Source organism: Paenisporosarcina sp. OV554 (assembly GCF_003058165.1).
Taxonomy (GTDB): domain Bacteria; phylum Bacillota; class Bacilli; order Bacillales_A; family Planococcaceae; genus Paenisporosarcina.
In genome coordinates this window covers 428,371-445,604 of the sequence record NZ_QBUC01000001.1, presented here as the reverse complement: position 1 = coordinate 445,604, position 17,234 = coordinate 428,371, and the positions used below count along the sequence as shown (strand labels likewise).

The 17,234-nt window shown below is 37.7% G+C and carries 16 protein-coding genes; 5 read left to right on the top strand and 11 right to left on the bottom strand.

Annotated features, from left to right (window positions below):
• Positions 1-5 precede the first annotated feature (5 nt).
• The gene (gene glpK / locus C8K15_RS02085; protein WP_108584726.1) at positions 6-1,496 is read right to left on the bottom strand and encodes a glycerol kinase GlpK; all 1,491 of its coding nucleotides are present in this window, start codon (positions 1,494-1,496) and stop codon (positions 6-8) included.
• Positions 1,497-1,839: 343 nt separating this feature from the next.
• Here glpK and C8K15_RS02080 point away from each other — a divergent pair, with 343 nt between their 5' ends.
• The 4 genes from C8K15_RS02080 (at position 1,840) to C8K15_RS02065 (ending at position 4,945) form a co-directional block, all read left to right on the top strand.
• Positions 1,840-2,583, top strand: a complete 744-nt coding sequence (locus C8K15_RS02080) for a metal ABC transporter ATP-binding protein (RefSeq protein WP_108584724.1) — start codon at positions 1,840-1,842, stop codon at positions 2,581-2,583.
• Positions 2,583-3,446: a metal ABC transporter permease gene (locus C8K15_RS02075; RefSeq protein ID WP_108584777.1), complete on the top strand. Its 864-nt coding sequence runs from the start codon at positions 2,583-2,585 to the stop codon at positions 3,444-3,446. The genes C8K15_RS02080 and C8K15_RS02075 overlap by 1 nt, the downstream gene beginning before the upstream one ends.
• 49 nt (positions 3,447-3,495) lie before the next feature.
• Entirely contained in the window at positions 3,496-4,410 is a 915-nt protein-coding gene (locus C8K15_RS02070) for a metal ABC transporter solute-binding protein, Zn/Mn family (protein ID WP_369973698.1), read from the top strand.
• Positions 4,411-4,552: 142 nt separating this feature from the next.
• Positions 4,553-4,945 (top strand): SET domain-containing protein, encoded by a 393-nt coding sequence (locus C8K15_RS02065; RefSeq protein ID WP_108584721.1) that lies wholly within the window; start codon positions 4,553-4,555, stop codon positions 4,943-4,945.
• 33 nt (positions 4,946-4,978) lie between these two features.
• Here C8K15_RS02065 and C8K15_RS02060 read toward each other — a convergent pair whose 3' ends face one another.
• The 5 genes from C8K15_RS02060 to cotE all read right to left on the bottom strand — a co-directional run bounded on the left by C8K15_RS02060 (position 4,979) and on the right by cotE (position 11,219).
• Positions 4,979-5,251 carry a hypothetical protein gene (locus C8K15_RS02060; protein ID WP_108584719.1) on the bottom strand — a complete coding sequence of 91 codons (273 nt, stop codon included), beginning with the start codon at positions 5,249-5,251 and terminating at the stop codon, positions 4,979-4,981.
• A 150-nt stretch (positions 5,252-5,401) separates the two neighbouring features.
• A complete protein-coding gene (locus tag C8K15_RS02055; RefSeq protein ID WP_108584718.1) occupies positions 5,402-5,974 on the bottom strand; it encodes an MEDS domain-containing protein in 573 nt (190 codons plus the stop codon).
• 226 nt (positions 5,975-6,200) lie between these two features.
• The gene (gene mutL, locus C8K15_RS02050) at positions 6,201-7,994 is read right to left on the bottom strand and encodes a DNA mismatch repair endonuclease MutL (RefSeq protein WP_108584716.1); all 1,794 of its coding nucleotides are present in this window, start codon (positions 7,992-7,994) and stop codon (positions 6,201-6,203) included.
• 24 nt (positions 7,995-8,018) lie between these two features.
• Positions 8,019-10,595 (bottom strand): DNA mismatch repair protein MutS, encoded by a 2,577-nt coding sequence (gene mutS, locus C8K15_RS02045; protein ID WP_108584714.1) that lies wholly within the window; start codon positions 10,593-10,595, stop codon positions 8,019-8,021.
• An 81-nt stretch (positions 10,596-10,676) separates the two neighbouring features.
• Positions 10,677-11,219, bottom strand: a complete 543-nt coding sequence (gene cotE / locus C8K15_RS02040; protein ID WP_108584712.1) for an outer spore coat protein CotE — start codon at positions 11,217-11,219, stop codon at positions 10,677-10,679.
• A 731-nt stretch (positions 11,220-11,950) separates the two neighbouring features.
• On the opposite strand from cotE, the gene C8K15_RS21110 reads away from it, so the two are divergent.
• Complete coding sequence (locus tag C8K15_RS21110; RefSeq protein WP_255421018.1) at positions 11,951-12,076, top strand: hypothetical protein; 126 nt, start codon at positions 11,951-11,953, stop codon at positions 12,074-12,076.
• Positions 12,077-12,120: 44 nt separating this feature from the next.
• Here the strand turns inward: C8K15_RS21110 and C8K15_RS02035 are convergent, their stop codons facing one another.
• The 5 genes from C8K15_RS02035 to rny form a co-directional block, all read right to left on the bottom strand.
• The gene (locus C8K15_RS02035; RefSeq protein WP_108584711.1) at positions 12,121-12,555 is read right to left on the bottom strand and encodes a YlbF/YmcA family competence regulator; all 435 of its coding nucleotides are present in this window, start codon (positions 12,553-12,555) and stop codon (positions 12,121-12,123) included.
• Positions 12,552-14,093, bottom strand: coding sequence for a tRNA (N6-isopentenyl adenosine(37)-C2)-methylthiotransferase MiaB (gene miaB / locus C8K15_RS02030; protein WP_108584709.1), 1,542 nt, complete (start codon positions 14,091-14,093; stop codon positions 12,552-12,554). The genes C8K15_RS02035 and miaB overlap by 4 nt, the downstream gene beginning before the upstream one ends.
• A gap of 215 nt (positions 14,094-14,308) precedes the next feature.
• A complete protein-coding gene (locus C8K15_RS02025) occupies positions 14,309-14,578 on the bottom strand; it encodes a stage V sporulation protein S (RefSeq protein ID WP_024534957.1) in 270 nt (89 codons plus the stop codon).
• An 87-nt stretch (positions 14,579-14,665) separates the two neighbouring features.
• Positions 14,666-15,463 carry a TIGR00282 family metallophosphoesterase gene (locus C8K15_RS02020; protein WP_108584708.1) on the bottom strand — a complete coding sequence of 266 codons (798 nt, stop codon included), beginning with the start codon at positions 15,461-15,463 and terminating at the stop codon, positions 14,666-14,668.
• 60 nt (positions 15,464-15,523) lie between these two features.
• A complete protein-coding gene (gene rny / locus C8K15_RS02015; RefSeq protein ID WP_108584706.1) occupies positions 15,524-17,083 on the bottom strand; it encodes a ribonuclease Y in 1,560 nt (519 codons plus the stop codon).
• Positions 17,084-17,234: the final 151 nt, after the last annotated feature.

Genomic DNA, 17,234 nt, shown 5'->3' with positions numbered 1-17,234 from the left:
CTCCTTTATTTAAACAGTCGTGTTGCTGCTACTGCTTTTTGCCAACCACTGTAGAGTTCTTTTATTTTCTCTTTATCCATTTTAGGTGAATAGGTTTTTTTACTGCTACGCATTTTTTTGATGTCTTCTAAATCAGACCAAAAACCTGTTGCAAGACCAGCTAAATAGGCCGCGCCAAGTGCCGTAGATTCGTTTAATTTAGCTAACTCAACTTCTAGTTCAAGTAAATTACTTTGGAATTGCATAAGAAACTCATTGTTCACCGCTCCACCATCAACACGAAGTATCTCAACTTTCATCTCTGCGTCTTGCTCCATCGTATCTAACACATCTTTTGTTTGATAAGCGAGAGATTCAAGTGTGGCTCGAATAAAATGTTCTTTTGAAGTTCCACGTGTTAATCCAAAAATAGCACCTCTGGCATCTGAATCCCAGTAAGGTGTTCCTAGACCAACAAAAGCAGGCACCACATATACGCCTTCTGTAGAATCAACTTTTTTGGCATATGACTCACTGTCCGAAGCGTTTTTCACCATTCGGAGTCCGTCTCTTAGCCATTGAATCGCCGAGCCGGCTACAAAAACACTACCTTCCAATGCATACGTCACTTTACCATCGATTCCCCATGCAATTGTTGTCAATAAACCATTAGCAGAGGTAACTGCTGTTTCTCCAGTATTCAATAACATAAAGCACCCAGTGCCGTAAGTATTTTTCGCGGTTCCCTTTTCGAAACAACACTGTCCAAACAACGCAGCTTGTTGATCGCCAGCTGCTCCTGCAATTGGAACTGCAGCACCATAGAAAACGGACGGATCTGTTTTTGTATACACCTCTGAAGATGATGAAACTTTGGGTAACATCGAAATAGGGATATTTAACTTCTCACAGATTTCGTCGTCCCACTTTAAGTCATGAATATTAAATAATAACGTCCGAGAGGCATTCGAATAATCGGTAATATGTTCTTTCTCTCCGGATAACTTCCATATTAACCATGAATCAATGGTGCCGAATAATAAATCTCCTTGTTGCGCTAATTCTTTAGCTCCTTCTACATGGTCTAATATCCATTTGACTTTCGTTCCTGAAAAATAAGGATCTAATCGCAATCCTGTTTTTTCTTGAAACCACTTTTCTAAATCCTCATTTTTCAATGCATCTACGATTTCCTGAGTTTGTCTTGACTGCCATACAATTGCATTGTAAATCGGACGTCCCGTTTTTTTGTTCCAAACTACCGTTGTCTCACGTTGATTCGTAATCCCAATCCCGTGAATATTAGTCGGTTGAATGCCACTTTCAGTTAAAACTGCAGCTATCACTGAAAGGACAGACCCCCAAATTTCATTTGCATTATGTTCTACCCAACCTGGTTTCGGAAAATATTGTTGAAATTCTTTTTGAGCTGTATGTACAAGTTCTCCTTCATTATTAAAAAGAATAGCTCTCGAACTCGTTGTTCCCTGATCAATTGCTAACATGTATTCTCCCATGCTCATTCCCCCAATTACGTTCATCAAAATAATAAAAGAACTATTTTGTGGTTATTTTCCTATCTAAATTCGACTATTGAAAACCAAAGTTTTGCAAGAAATTATTTCCTTTAATTATACTGTTTTTCCTAAATGAATGTATATGAAACACAATACTCACATGAATAGAATTAAATCTGGTACACGGTTGCACACTATACAACATATATTTTACTTATTGAGTTGCTTTCTGAATGGTTTACGCATATAGTTGTTCTAAGGAAACTTTTTTTCAAATAGGAAATAATTATTTTTATATAAAGATTATGTCGATTTGGCATCTTAAATACAGGAGGAAAATATCATGACAACAGCTATAACAGTTAGCGATTTATTTGTTTCGTATAACGGTACTGAAGCATTAAAAAATGTTAGTTTTACAGTTGAAGAAGGCAATTTGGTTGGAATTATTGGACCAAATGGTGCCGGTAAATCAACACTTTTAAAGGTTTTGTTAAATTTAATCAAAAAGGACACTGGGAAAGTTGAAATACTAGGCAGTTCAATAAAAGAAATGAAAACGAAAGTTGCCTATGTTCCTCAACGAAACAATATCGACTGGGATTTCCCAATCACGGTTATGGATACAGTCTTATTAGGGACTTATCCGAACTTAGGAGTCTTCAAACGTCCTAAAAAAGAACATAAGTTATTAGCTATGGAGTGTTTAGAAAAAGTTGGAATAGCCGAGCTTTCTAATCGTCAAATAGGAGAACTATCAGGTGGTCAACAGCAAAGAGTCTTCCTTGCTCGAGCATTGGCACAAAAACCTGAGATGTATTTTCTAGATGAGCCATTCGTTGGCGTTGATGTCACGAGTGAAGAGAAGATTATCTCGATTTTAAAAGAGCTCCGAGATAACGGAAAAACGGTCGTCGTTGTCCATCATGATTTAAGTAAAGCTAGTGATTACTTTAATGAATTGATTTTATTAAACAAAGAGTTAATCGGACATGGAGATGTTGAAGAAGTCTTTCAACCACAAGTCTTAAGTAGAGCTTATACAAATCAATTTCCTTCAATGGTTGGCGAAGAGGTGAAAGTATGATGAATTTTATTGAAGCGCTGATCCAATATGATTTTTTACAAAAAGCCTTATTGACTTCTATAATGGTTGGAATCATTTGTGGAGTCATCGGATGTTTTATTATTCTACGAGGAATGGCTTTGATGGGTGATGCAATTTCTCATGCCGTGCTCCCTGGAGTTGCCCTCTCTTATCTGCTTGGTATTAACTTCTTTATTGGAGCTGTGTTTACTGGATTAATAACGGCACTAGGTATTGGCTTCATCAGCCAAAATAGTCGGATTAAAAATGATGTCTCAATCGGTATCATGTTCACTGCTGCTTTTGCATCAGGGATCATTCTCATCACATTGATGAAAAGCAGCACGGATTTATACCATATTCTTTTTGGGAATGTGCTTGCCGTTCGCCCATCTGAGATGTGGTCGACTCTTTTCATTGGCATTTTCGTGCTTGTAAGTATTTTTGTTTTTTATAAGGAACTACTGGTTAGTTCGTTTGATCCAACGATGGCTGCTGCATATGGGTTACCTACAAAAGTCATTCATTACTTTTTAATGGCTCTTCTTACTTTAGTAACTGTGGCTTCATTACAAACAGTAGGCATTATTCTTGTAGTAGCTATGCTTATTACGCCCGCTTCGACCGCGTATTTATTAACGGATCGACTGTGGGTCATGATTTACCTTTCAGCAGGGATCGGTGTATTGTCATCCATACTCGGATTATATTTTAGTTACACTTACAACTTAGCTTCAGGTGCGACCATTGTACTTGCTGCCACTGCTTTATTTGTGCTTGCGTTTTTATTTTCACCGAAGCAAGGTTTAGTATGGCGCACAATTAAAAGTGCACGAAAAAGAGAAATGCATTCACAATCATAATTATGTATGGAGGATTAAGATGAAAACTATAAAATATTTTGCAAGCATCATGAGCATTATATTGCTCTTACTTATTTCAGCGTGTGGGAAAGAAGATGAAAATGCTTCCAAAAATCCAAATGATAAAATTCAAGTCATCGCTACCTATTCAATTATCTACGATATTGTGAAAAATGTGGGTGGAGATCGAGTAGAAATTCATACACTCGCTCCAGTTGGTTCAAATCCGCATGAGTATGACCCACTTCCAAAAGATGTTCAATTGACAACAGATGCGGATGCCGTATTCTATAATGGACTTAATTTAGAAGCTGGAAACTCGTGGTTCGAAAAACTATTGCTTACTGCCAACAAAGGCGAAAAAGATTCACCTGTATTTCAAATGAGTGAAGGTGTTCAACCGAAATATTTGACCACTATAGGGAAAGAATCTGAAGAAGATCCTCATGCCTGGTTAGATATTCGCAACGGAATTAAATATGCTGAAAATGCAAGAGATGGCTTGATTAAAGTTGACCCAGAACATGCTGATGTATATGAAAAGAACGCTAAAGAATACATTGAGAAACTTGAAACTCTTCATGAGGAATCAGTTTCGCGTTATAATGAGATTCCAAAAGAACAGCGTCTCTTAATTACTAGCGAAGGTGCCTTTAAATATTTCTCTGAAGCATATGATTTTGAAGCAGCTTATATTTGGGAAATCAACTCTGAAAATCAAGGCTCACCTGAACAAGTAAAATCAGTAGTTGATTTTATTAATACGAAAAAAGATCCTGTATTATTTGTTGAAACAAGTATAGACCCTCGAAGCATGGAAACCGTGTCTGCTGAAACAGGAGTTCCGATATTCGGCAAAGTATTCACTGACTCTATCGGTAAGCCAGGCGAAGATGGAGATACTTATATCAAAATGATGGAATGGAATATTGATACGATTTTTAAGGGCTTAACTGAAAAATAACTATTATGATTATCTGTTTTCTTTGTAAGATTACGATTTAGATTTCACATGTTATACTTGTAACTTGCTGGGGTGTTTAACAGTTAGCATATCTTCCGGTAAGTATTAAACAATTAACAAACGAATTGAGAAGGTGAACCTAATGATCGAAATCAAAACATCTACATTAAGTGACGGAGAGTTAAATCGCGGCGTATTTGCAAAAAGAGATATTAAAAAAGGTGAACTCATTCATGAAGCACCCGTTCTCCCCTATCCAAATGAACAACATGAACATGTTGAGAAGACGCTTTTAGCTGATTATGCTTTTGAGTATGGCATCAATCATACTGCATTGGTATTAGGATATGGAATGTTATTTAATCACTCATACCAACCAAATGCAATGTATGATATTAATTTTGACAATCATACTTTTGATTTCTTTGCATACAAAGATATTAAAGCTGGAGAAGAAGTGTTGATTAACTATAACGGTGAAGTTGAAAATGATGATCCATTGTGGTTTAATCAAGAAAACCCAACGAACGACTAGCATAAGCTAGTTCTTCGTTGGGCTTTTTTTTAATTAACTTCGGTATGCCTTTAATGTTGTTTTTAATGAAGCGTACGTCCCTATTGCGGCAGCACTATAAAAAAATCCCATAAAAATACCTGCTGATAAATTTTGAGGATGACTAATAAATATAGAAATAATCAACCCAATGGCAGTAGCACATGCTGGAATGTATTTTGAAGAAATAGGCAGAAACACTTTGAGGACGATTATCAATATCATGATGACAGGTATCGCCCACAGTGCATCCCAAATATTCGTATGTATAATTGGAAACTCGGTCATTTGATTGTCTCCTTTATGCGGAATTGCTTTTTATCTGTAGCTTCTCCAACTTTATCAACTTTAAACAATAGAGAAATAACATGGAAAAAAGTTTTAGCTTGTATCACTTTTTCGTTAAAAAAACACGCTTAGGAATATCCTAAGCGTGTTTTATTTCAATATATTCGATGGCTGATATTGTTCTGAGACGATTAATTCATCTTCCATTAGAACATATGGATGTGTTTCCATCAAAATCGTTTTGAGGTAGTCAGGCATTCTCTTTCCTTCATACGCACAAATTAATGGAAATGACTGCTGATTTACAGCTTCGTCTACAATTTTCTCGAAATCTTCTATGAGATGAAGCGGCTCTTCCATAGTTGCCCACTCCACATGTGCCCATGATCGGAAAGAGATTTTATTTTCCGAGTAGGGTTGTACCATCTTATTAAAGTAATCAGCGATTGCAGGTGGATGATAACTGCCACTTGAAAAATAGAAATCGAAGCTGTTTACAAAGTGAACGAACTTCATTTGATCCTCCGCTAAACGATTGCTTAGTTCTTTATAAATAATAGGGTAAACACGGTCATTTTCAATAAGAATAACGTAATCTCCCGCCGCAACTCCATCTATGATGTAACTCAAAACCTGTTTCATGTAATTTTCCATTTCATTAAACGAATACAACACATGAACTTTCTTTTGGGTTTCAAACAACTGATTCATTTTGCTTTTCATGTAATCATTCCTTCTCTTCTGTATTCTCTCAATTATACTAGAATTCTGTAAAACGAGAAATGGTTTTAGTTAGTATCCATTCTTTACCTATATATGTAAAAACGGAAATGGTTTCTCTATTTTGGGATAAAATTCAGAATTGAAAAGGCACTGCAAATTGCAGTGCCTTTTAGAGTTACTTTCACTAGATTATTTTAATGAAAGTGTATGGTAATCCTAAAAAATTTTACATAACTCGTTTAAACATCTTTTCAATTTCATACGTGGAAAAATGAACAATAACAGGTCTTCCATGTGGACAAGTAAATGGATGTTCGGCTTTTCTTAAATCAAATAAGAGCTTTATCATATCATCTTTTGTCAAATAGTGATTGGCCTTAATCGAACGTTTACAACTCATCATTATCGCTGCATCTTCCCGTAACTTTTTAACGTCAGCTTTTCGATTAGTCAGCACTTGTTCCACTAATTCTTTGACTATTTCTTCTTCAAAACCTTTAGGAAACCATACTGGATGATCCCGTACAATAAATGTTGTAGGTCCAAATTCTTCGAGTGAAACACCGACTTCTTCGAGTTGATTAGCATATTCTTTTAAGCGCAAAGCTTCATCTGCTGAATAATGCATCGACAAAGGAATAAGCAAAGACTGTCTCTCACCTGCATCAACATCCCCCACTTTGTCGCGGAAAAATTCATACTTAATTCGTTCTTGTGCAGCATGCTGATCAATTAAATAAAACCCATCTACACTTTGGCCAACGATATAAGTGCCATGAATTTGTCCCACGATATCAAGTTCAGGGAATGGTTCTTTTGAAGAAACGGCTTGCATGTTTTCGATTGGAGGAACAAATGATTCTTGATGATTTTCCACTGGTTCTTTTACCATTAATGTTTCTGGTGTTTTATTAAACGTATGCATCGGTTGATTTTCCGAATACTTTGGCTGAACAGGTTTAGACTTCCATAAATCCATTTGTTCACTTGATACAAGTGCTTTTTTAGGCTTTTCAGCAATTTCTGGTGCTCTCATTACGGAACGAATACTGTTGCGAATTGTGTCTTCGACTAATTGTTGCAACTCTTTTTCTTTGCTTAATCGTATATGTTGTTTAGATGGATGTACATTCACATCCGTCAAATAGGGATCACCTACGATATTCATGATGACGAGTGGGTACCGTTCAATAGGTAAAAACGTGTGATACGCATTGACGATTGATTGTTGAACACTATAATGTTTAACCCATCGCCCATTAACAAATAGCGTCAAATAATTTTTTGATGCACGTGTGATTTCTGGTAAGGATGCATAGCCATGTATGCGATAGTCAGATGATTCGCCTTCAAAAGGAATCATTTTCTTTGCAATTGCCATTCCATAGATTGCCGCTATTACTTGTTGTAAATCTCCTCGGCCATTTGTATGGAGGAGCACTTGTTCACCATGTCTTAATTTAAACGCAATAGATGGATAACAAAGTGCCAATCGATTAATTAAATCGATAATATGTCCTAGTTCCGTTTGAATGGTTTTCATATATTTCAATCGAGCTGGTGTATTGAAAAACAGTTGGGAAACTTTAATATCCGTTCCTTTTCGAAGTGCACCTGCTTGTTGTTTCTTTACATGGCTACCTTCAATCTCAATACTTGTCCCAGTAGTAGAACCATCAGAAGTCCATAATGCTACTTTAGCTACAGATGCAATACTGGCAAGTGCTTCTCCTCGGAAACCAAGTGTGCGTATACGGAAAAGATCATGTTCATTTGCTATTTTACTCGTCGCGTGTCTTGAAAAAGATAGAATCGCATCTTCTTCATCCATCCCACTCCCGTTGTCGGTTATTTGAATGGTTTGTAAACCCGCTTCTTCTAGATATATATCAATTGAAGTACTTCCGGCGTCAATCGCATTTTCTACAAGCTCTTTAACAACAGACGCAGGCCGTTCTACTACTTCTCCCGCAGCTATTTTGTTCGATAAGGGTTCGTCCATTAAGCGTATATATCCCATGGGATCTACTCCTTTCACAAAAACTTATTTGCCGATTTTTTGCTGCAGTTCATATAAAAATTGAAGTGCTTTCATCGGTGTTGTCCCTGATATATCTAAATCTCGAATCGATGATAATAAATCGTCCTGGATTGGTTCTTTTGCTATATTCTCAGGTTCTTTCTTAGATTCTTGGAAGAAAGTGAGTTGTTCATTAACTGTGGTCGAATTATCCTTGTTTTCATGTTCCTTAACTGACTCAAGCTCTTTCAAAATGTCACGAGCTCGCGCGAGGATCGTTTCAGGTAACTGTGCAAGTTCTGCAACATGTATTCCATAACTCTTATCTGCAGGTCCACTTTTCACTTTATGTAAAAAGACGACTTTCCCATTTTGTTCGACTGCGGCTACATGTACATTCCTCAATTTATCTAATTGCTGTTCTAATTGAGTCAATTCGTGATAATGCGTCGAGAACAAGGTATTAGCACGAATTTCAGTATGAATATACTCCATCATGGCTTGTGCAAGTGCCATTCCATCATACGTAGATGTGCCCCGACCAATTTCATCAAACAATAATAAACTTCTCTCTGTAGCATGAGTTATTGCATAAGTGGACTCAAGCATTTCAACCATAAAAGTACTTTGTCCTGCTGCAAGGTCATCTGCTGCACCTATGCGTGTGAAAATTTGATCCGTAATAGGTAACAGCGCTTCTTCTGCGGGTACATAGCAGCCCATTTGACCCATGATAACGGTAATGGCCACTTGTCGCATATACGTACTCTTACCAGACATATTTGGGCCTGTTATCAATAACATATTTTCTTTAGTAGTAAGGGCACAGTCATTGGGTACATAATGTTGTTTATTCATCATTTTTTCAACAACAGGATGACGGCCGTTAACAATATTTAATTCCAACCCTTCATGGAACGTTGGTTTGGTTAAACGATAATGGTCCGACACTTCAGCAAAACTAGAATACACATCAAGTTCACTTACTTTTGCGGCAAGCTGTTGAACTTGTGGGATATATTGTTTAACTTGTTCACGTATATCTACAAAAAGAGCATACTCTAGAGCCAAACTTTCTTCTTCTGCAGTTAAAATTAATGATTCTTTTTCTTTTAACTCATCTGTGATATAGCGTTCCGCATTGGCTAAGGTTTGCTTTCGTTCGTAGCGCGTCAGATCAGCTAAATGAATATTTGACTTGGTAATCTCGATAAAGTATCCGAAAATCCGATTATATCCGATTTTGAGTCCTTTAATCCCTGTTCGCTCTCTTTCTTTTAGTTCGAGCGCAGCAATCCAGTCTTTGCCGTTTTTCTTCGCATAACGAAGCTCATCCAATCGCTCATTGAAACCGTCGCGAATGATATCCCCTTCTTTAACAGAGAGGGGTGGATGGTCGGCAATCGCCTCTTTTAATAAAGATAAAAGTCCCACGCATTCGTCTAATTGCTGTGCTGCTTTAATTAATGCTGGTTTTGTACTTTCTTTCAATTGCTCTTTTATTAGTGGAATTTGAAGAAGTGATTGTCTCAATTGACTTAAATCCCTACCACTCGCAGTGCCAAAGGAGATGCGACCAATTAAACGTTCTAAGTCATACACTTCTTTCAAGCTTTTTCTTATATCAGCACGAACAAAATAAGCTTCGAGCATTTCGGTTACAATTTCAAGACGCTCTTCAATTTTCACACGATTTGCTAATGGTTGGTGTAGCCACTGTTTTAGCTTTCGTCCCCCCATCGATGTCATCGTTTCATCCAGTAACCAATATAATGATCCTTTTTGATCACCACCACGAAGTGACTGAACTAATTCCAAATTTCGTTTCGAATGAAAATCAATCGTTAACAGTTCTTCTCTTTCTTGGTATTGGAAAGTTTGTATGTGATCAAGTGAACGTTTTTGTGTACGATGCAAGTAATTCACTAATCGGTTACATGCTCCATGAACCTCTTGTGGAATTTGTTCAACAAACGATTCTTCCATAAGGGATTCAATCGCGGTCTCTTCAATAGATAATAAAATTGAATTTGCCTCAGCTAAATCCGATAATAGGACAAATAATTGTTCAGGAACAACGAGCTCTCTGATCGATAAAGTTTGTAATTCCTGAATCAGATTTTTTTCTGTTCCCGTTACAATTGCGCTGGCACCTTCGCCAGTCGATAAATCTAAAAAGGCATAGGCATATCGATTTTCATCAATTTCTTCGGCGGCAGCAATGAAATTGTTACTTTTTCCATCCATATTCTTACCTTCAATAATCGTACCCGGCGTGATTAAACGAACAACTTCCCGTCTTACTACACCTTTAGCTTGTTTCGGGTCTTCTGTTTGTTCACAAATTGCCACGCGATAGCCCTTTTGAATGAGAGTCTCTATGTAATTTTGTGCGGCATGGTGAGGCACTCCACACATGGGAATTTTTTCTTTACTTCCTCCATCACGGCTGGTTAACGTAATTTCAAGAATTTGAGATGCACGAATAGCATCTTCAAAAAACAGTTCATAGAAATCTCCTAGCCGGAAAAATAAGAAAGCATCTGTATACTCTGATTTTACTTGTAAGTATTGTTGAATCATAGGTGTATAGGTGGACATGTCAAAACCTCTTTCGATTACTAGCGATTCTTCCATTATAACAAAATAACAGAAAAAAAAAGCCGGATTTCCTATCCCGGCTTAAGAAGATGATGATGATGACGACGAACTAGATTCGTCAAGTGTTGATGTAGACGATGAACTTTCATTTTTATAAGACCATTCTTCTTCAACGTCTTGCGGTTGAATTTGAATAACTACTGTTGTTTCGCCTACGACTTCAGCATGTAATTCTCTTTCGACAGTTACTTTAAATAGTTCACCATCTGGGGTAATAATGGCTTCTGTACAATTTGGTTGTTGAATTACTCGAACATGTACGTCTTCAACACCATGGACGTCTTCATCACGGTAATGCAGTTTGATGCGTTCTTTGTAAGGGATTGTTTCAGAAAAAACAGCTGTTTTGGAATGTTCGTGATGGGCATACCAGACGTTAATATCATACTTCCCTGATACTTCAACAAATTTTCCGTGCTTTTTCGCTTGGTGACTGTGATTAATAACCCAACACCCTAATATGCTAGAAGGGTTATTTGGTGGACGTAATGTTTCACAAGCTTCTGCTCTCTTTTTACCTTTCGCCACGACTGCTTTCGTTACGATTTGACGGACATATTTCAAAGCCATCCTCCTTCGTTCGATTCTTTTTCATGATATGCAGGATGTGCCCATTAGGTGAACAGAAAAGTTTAAAGCTTTATTTTTGTTTAACATATACTTTTGAAGTCGACTCTTGCAATTAATGACCGTTAAGTACAGTGCCAAGACCTATCATTTGGAATCTGGCGCAAATGAGTATAGGAGTAAAATAAGGGCTACACGCTTCGTTTTGCGACTTTTCTTATGGTTAGCTAGGCATGTGACCCCTATGACGTTAAATTTACGTGTGAGGTACGTAAATCACTTTGTACACATACATGCTGCGTTACACTGACGAAGATAGATTCTCAGTCCTCTCCTTACGCTTTTCCTTCTGCACCATGAGCTATAGAGCTCCCTTGCAACCTGGACGATCAACGTGTTAATTACTATGGTACACAATCTAAACGGGAGTCACCGGGCTTAGACCCCCTCTCACTTTTCTGTGAATGATACTTTCGTGGCTTTCGTTAAAGAATGTAGGGTGAAAGGGAAGCGTTTCATCCTAATAAATTCCACTGACACATACAGGTTTCCAGGTCTCTCTGGACGCTTTCCCTGCTGCACCATGAACTATAGAACAAAACATTAGGTATAGATGTAGCATGGTGCTTTCCAAAGCTCCCTGGAAACCTGAGTAATAAAGGGATTTCAGGTCGCTTGGGACGCTTACCTGCTGTATTTTTTTTCTGAAGACATAATGAAGGTTTGAGTTGAGTAAACTTCCGTTCAGTGATGCGAAAGAATTTTCGGATTTTGTACAACCTGTAGTGCTCTTGCGTCAGCCTGGCGTGACACTTCGTCAACCTAGAGCTACACTTCGTCAACCTAGACAATGAAAAAACTGTTTCCTCGATTAAGAGGAAACAGTTTTCTTATGGTTTTATGAACAACTACCTGGCTTAGTGTTTTGTACTCTTGAGCCAGTTTCACCGCGCAGTACATCGCCTTCTGTTGATTCGATAATTTGGTTTGTTACGTTATTTGAAATTGTGTTTGCAACTAGTTGCAATAAGTCGTTAACATCACCTTGTGATTGTTTAAACTCTTGAACAATTGGAAGATCATCAATTTCTTCTTCAATTTTCTCGATTTTACCTTCGATTAACGATAATGCTTTTTCTTTACCGTATTGTTGGAAGTTAACCGCTTGTTTTTGAAGGCTCTTTAAACTCGCAATTTTTTCGCGAATTTTTTGGTTTTCATTAATTTGTGCTTCTGCACGTTTGAAGAAATCAACTTCTTCTGTTTGCGCAATCATTTCTGCGATTTCTTTTGCTTTTGTAATTATATCTTCTTTTGTGTATTTCGTTGTCATGAGACACCCACTTCTTGGCCAGAAACGACTTCAATTAATTCGCCTTCTAATGACCATGTTTTTGTATTTGTTATTTTTACTCGTGCAAGTTTGCCAATGATGTCATTACTACCGGCAAAGTTTACAAGCTTACTTGTTCTTGTGTAACCCGCTAGTACTTCTGGATTTCTTCTACTTTCACCTTCTACTAAAACTTCAACAATTTGCCCCTCATATGCACTCATGGCTTTTGCTGATAAGTCGTTAACAAGGCTATTCAAACGTTGTAACCGTTGTTTTTTCACTTCCATTGATACGTTGTCTTCCATTTTTGCGGCTGGCGTACCATCACGTGGTGAATAAATATACGTAAAAGCGTGTTCGAATCCCACTTCTTCATATAACGACATGGTTTCTTCAAACTGCTCGTCCGTTTCATTTGGGAACCCCACAATGATATCAGTCGTTAAGGACGCATCAGGTAAAGCGACTTTGATTTTACGAACTAACTCTAAATATTGTTCACGACTATATTTTCTAGCCATTAACTTTAACATACTTGATGACCCTGACTGAACAGGTAAATGAATATGTTCAACTAAATTACCACGTTTTGCAAGGACTTCGATTAAATAATCATCAAAATCGCGTGGATGGCTAGTCGTAAAACGAATACGAGGCAAATCAACTTGACGGAGATCATTCATTAAATCTCCAAGGCGGTAAGTGATATCATCAAAGTCTTTACCGTAGGCATTTACATTCTGTCCCAGCAATGTGACTTCTTTGTATCCTTGCGCCGCTAGCTGCCTAATTTCTTGAATGATATCTTCTGGTCGGCGACTGCGCTCTTTTCCACGTGTGTATGGAACAATACAGTACGTACAAAACTTATCGCAACCATACATAATATTGACCCAGGCTTTTATTGTACCACGACGAACTTTTGGTAAGCTTTCAATGACATCGCCTTCTTTTGACCACACTTCAATTACCATCTCTTTTGAAAGATATGCTTCATTTAAAATGTTTGGTAATCGGTGAATATTGTGCGTACCAAAAATCATATCGACTTGATTATAAGTTTTTAATATTTTATTGACAACAGATTCCTCTTGGGACATGCATCCACAAACACCAATTAGCACATCTGGATTATCACGTTTAATTTTTTTATAGTGTCCCAGTTCGCCAAACACTTTATTTTCAGCATTCTCTCGGATCGCACATGTGTTAAGCAATATGACATTAGCTTCTTGAACATTTTCTGTAGACGTGTACCCTAAATTCATGAATATGCCAGCCATAACTTCAGTATCATGCTCATTCATTTGACATCCGAATGTTCGAATGAAAAACTTACGACCGTTTCCCATACCTAAAAATTCAGCATTAATAGTAAAATCTTTATGATAAGCAATATCTTCTTTTCCACGTTTCTTTGCTTCTTTTAAAGAGGGTTGAACGTAAACAGATTGGAAATATTGGCTATAATCTTTTTCTGTTTTATTCTTTACTTCTTTTACTTGCGAGGTATGTATGCGTTGTTCTTCATTCATTAGAAAACCCCTTTCATCATGTTGACACATTAGACGAAAACTTCATTCTTCTATTATACTGACACCCTAGTCATTCATACAAGATACTCACTTCAATTGTCGATGTTTCGACAAAGAAACTGTGAATTTTCAAAGAAAAATCAATTGTGTTTGTATTCTCTTCTCCTAAAAGCAAACAAGAAAAAACCCAATCCTTTTGAGATTGGGTTTTTTAATTAAGTTCGTGTACGTTTTTCAACTAACAGTTTAATAGCTGTTCGGTCTTCACCAGAGATTACGATATCAGTAAATGCAGGTGAGCAAATTAAATCGGACCCACTCGGTGCGACAAAGCCACGTGCTATAGCTACTGCTTTTACAGCTTGATTCAGTGCTCCTGCTCCAACTGCTTGCATCTCTGCATACCCTTTTTCACGAATAACTGCCACTAATGCACCTGCCACTGAATTCGGATTTGATTTTGAAGATACTTTTAAAGTTTCCACTACGATTCCTCCTTGTCCTTGCTGACCGTTGGACAATTATTCTGTCCATAAATCACTATATGCAAGTTCAAAGAGGGTTAGAAGAAGTTATCCTTTGAATGGATAATCTTCATTAATATAAACACGTTCAAAAGAAATGGCTTTCCCTGTTTGGTTGTCTAGTTCCACAAAAAATCCGCTGAGTACAGATCGTCCTGTTTTTGGCACTTCAAAACGCACAGGCATGTTTGTTTTGAAACGATACAATACGTCTTCCTTCTTCATTCCGAGTACACCATCATAAGGTCCTGTCATACCTACGTCTGTAATGTACGCCGTACCGTTTGGAAAAATACGAGCATCTGCTGTTTGGACATGTGTATGAGTCCCTACTACAGCAGATACTTCTCCATCTAAATGCCAACCCATTGCAATTTTTTCACTCGTTGCTTCGGCATGGAAATCAACAAAGATCAGGGGAGATAGTTCCTTTGCTTCATTTACGAGTTCAGTTACTTTTTTAAATGGATCATCGTGAGGAGGTAAAAAAGTCCGACCATGTAAGTTAATGACTGATAGCGTATGACCATTCTTCGTCACGCTGGTCATTCCTTTACCAGGAGCGTCATCTGAAAAGTTTGCTGGTCGAATTAAATAATCGGTATCATCAATAAAATCAAAAATTTCTTTTTGATCCCATGTATGATTCCCCATCGTTACAACGTCAACGCCCATAAATAACAAGTCTTGAAATATCTTTTTTGTGATCCCACGTCCAGATGCTGCATTTTCACCATTTGCAATAACGACATCTGGTTGATATTTTCTTTTTAATCTTGGTAAATAGTCTTCTAGTGTATCGCGACCAATTGATCCTACAATATCTCCAATAAATAATACTTTCATTTTCATTCCTTCTTTCGTTTCCAATAAAAAAAGGCTTCAAAATGAAGCCCTTTTTTTTATTTATTTAGCGTATTCAACAGCACGTGTTTCACGAATCACCGTTACTTTAATATGTCCCGGATAATCCATTTCTTCTTCAATTCGTTTACGGATGTCACGCGCTAAACGATGTGCTGTAATATCATCGATTTGCTCTGGACGTACCATGATACGAATTTCACGACCTGCTTGAATGGCAAATGATTTTTCAACACCATCATAAGACTCTGAAATTTCTTCCAGTTTCTCTAGACGGCGAATGTAATTTTCTAAAGTTTCACTACGTGCCCCAGGGCGTGCTGCTGATAATGCATCTGCTGCAGCAACAAGAACAGCAATGACAGATGTTGCTTCTGTATCACCATGATGTGATGCAATACTGTTAATGACTACTGGATGTTCCTTGTATTTCGTTGCAAGTTCTACACCGATTTCAACGTGGCTACCTTCCACTTCGTGGTCGATGGCTTTCCCGATATCATGTAGTAATCCTGCACGACGAGCAAGTGTTACATCTTCACCAAGTTCAGCTGCCAATAAGCCAGCTAAAAATGCGACTTCTTTAGAGTGTTTCAGTACGTTTTGTCCATAACTTGTACGATATCGCATACGACCCATAATTTTTATTAAATCAGGATGTAAATTATGAACTCCCACATCGAATGTGGTTTGTTCACCAATTTCTCTAATTTGTTCATCGACTTCGCGTCTCGACTTTTCAACCATTTCTTCAATACGTGCAGGGTGAATACGGCCATCTTGGACTAATTTTTCAAGTGCCAAACGAGCTGTTTCACGACGGATTGGATCAAAGCCTGAAAGAATAACAGCTTCAGGAGTATCATCGATAATTAAATCAATTCCTGTCAATGTTTCGAGCGTACGGATGTTACGGCCTTCACGACCAATGATGCGACCTTTCATTTCATCATTTGGCAAATTGACGACCGAGACTGTTGTCTCAGCTACATGATCTGCAGCAAAACGTTGTATTGCTAATGAAAGGATTTCACGAGCCTTTTTATCAGACTCTTCTTTCGCACGCGTTTCAGATTCTTTCGTCATCACTGCGATGTCAGTTGCTAATTCATTCTCTACTTGGTGTAGAATAATGCCTCTTGCCTCTTCACGTGTTAATGCAGAAATGCGTTCAAGTTCTGTTTGTTGTTTAGCAACTAGTTCAGCCACTTTGCTTTCCATCTGCTCGATATGTTGTTGTCTCTCAGTTAGCGCGTCTTCTTTGCGCTCAAAACCCGCTTCTCTTTTGTTAAGAGCATCATCCTTACGATCAAGGTTTTCTTCTCTTTGTAAGTACCGATTTTCCTGTTTTTGCAGTTCAGCTCGGCGTTCACGGATGTCAGATTCTGCTTCAGATCTTAATTTGTGAGTTTCATCTTTTGCTTCTAGTAATGCTTCTTTTTTAAGAGCTTCCGCTTCGCGCTTCGCCTCATCTACGATGAGAACAGCTGACTGCTTCGCACCAGTCACTTTTGAATCGTTCACATTTTTAATAAAAAAGTAGCTAACAAAGGTACCGACGACAAGACCAAGCAAAGCGGAGATGATTATTTCAAGTAGCATTTGAACACCTCCTCTTGCTTATTTCATTTTCATTTTCATTTTCAGGTGGCTCATATATGGAAGGATCCAATATACTGCCAAATGGTTTTCATTTAAGAGATTATACAAGTTTAATTGTATAGATGTAAAAATACTCTGTCAAGGATACACA

Excerpts from the sequence above, each read along its gene's own strand:
- glpK (WP_108584726.1), bottom strand. The coding sequence starts at position 1,496 with ATGGGAGAATACATGTTAGCAATTGATCAGGGAACAACGAGTTCGAGA.
- C8K15_RS02080 (WP_108584724.1), top strand. The coding sequence starts at position 1,840 with ATGACAACAGCTATAACAGTTAGCGATTTATTTGTTTCGTATAACGGT.
- C8K15_RS02075 (WP_108584777.1), top strand. The coding sequence starts at position 2,583 with ATGAATTTTATTGAAGCGCTGATCCAATATGATTTTTTACAAAAAGCC.
- C8K15_RS02070 (WP_369973698.1), top strand. The coding sequence starts at position 3,496 with ATGAGCATTATATTGCTCTTACTTATTTCAGCGTGTGGGAAAGAAGAT.
- C8K15_RS02065 (WP_108584721.1), top strand. The coding sequence starts at position 4,553 with ATGATCGAAATCAAAACATCTACATTAAGTGACGGAGAGTTAAATCGC.
- C8K15_RS02060 (WP_108584719.1), bottom strand. The coding sequence starts at position 5,251 with ATGACCGAGTTTCCAATTATACATACGAATATTTGGGATGCACTGTGG.
- C8K15_RS02055 (WP_108584718.1), bottom strand. The coding sequence starts at position 5,974 with ATGAAAAGCAAAATGAATCAGTTGTTTGAAACCCAAAAGAAAGTTCAT.
- mutL (WP_108584716.1), bottom strand. The coding sequence starts at position 7,994 with ATGGGATATATACGCTTAATGGACGAACCCTTATCGAACAAAATAGCT.
- mutS (WP_108584714.1), bottom strand. The coding sequence starts at position 10,595 with ATGTCCACCTATACACCTATGATTCAACAATACTTACAAGTAAAATCA.
- C8K15_RS02035 (WP_108584711.1), bottom strand. The coding sequence starts at position 12,555 with ATGACAACGAAATACACAAAAGAAGATATAATTACAAAAGCAAAAGAA.
- miaB (WP_108584709.1), bottom strand. The coding sequence starts at position 14,093 with ATGAATGAAGAACAACGCATACATACCTCGCAAGTAAAAGAAGTAAAG.
- C8K15_RS02020 (WP_108584708.1), bottom strand. The coding sequence starts at position 15,463 with ATGAAAGTATTATTTATTGGAGATATTGTAGGATCAATTGGTCGCGAT.
- rny (WP_108584706.1), bottom strand. The coding sequence starts at position 17,083 with ATGCTACTTGAAATAATCATCTCCGCTTTGCTTGGTCTTGTCGTCGGT.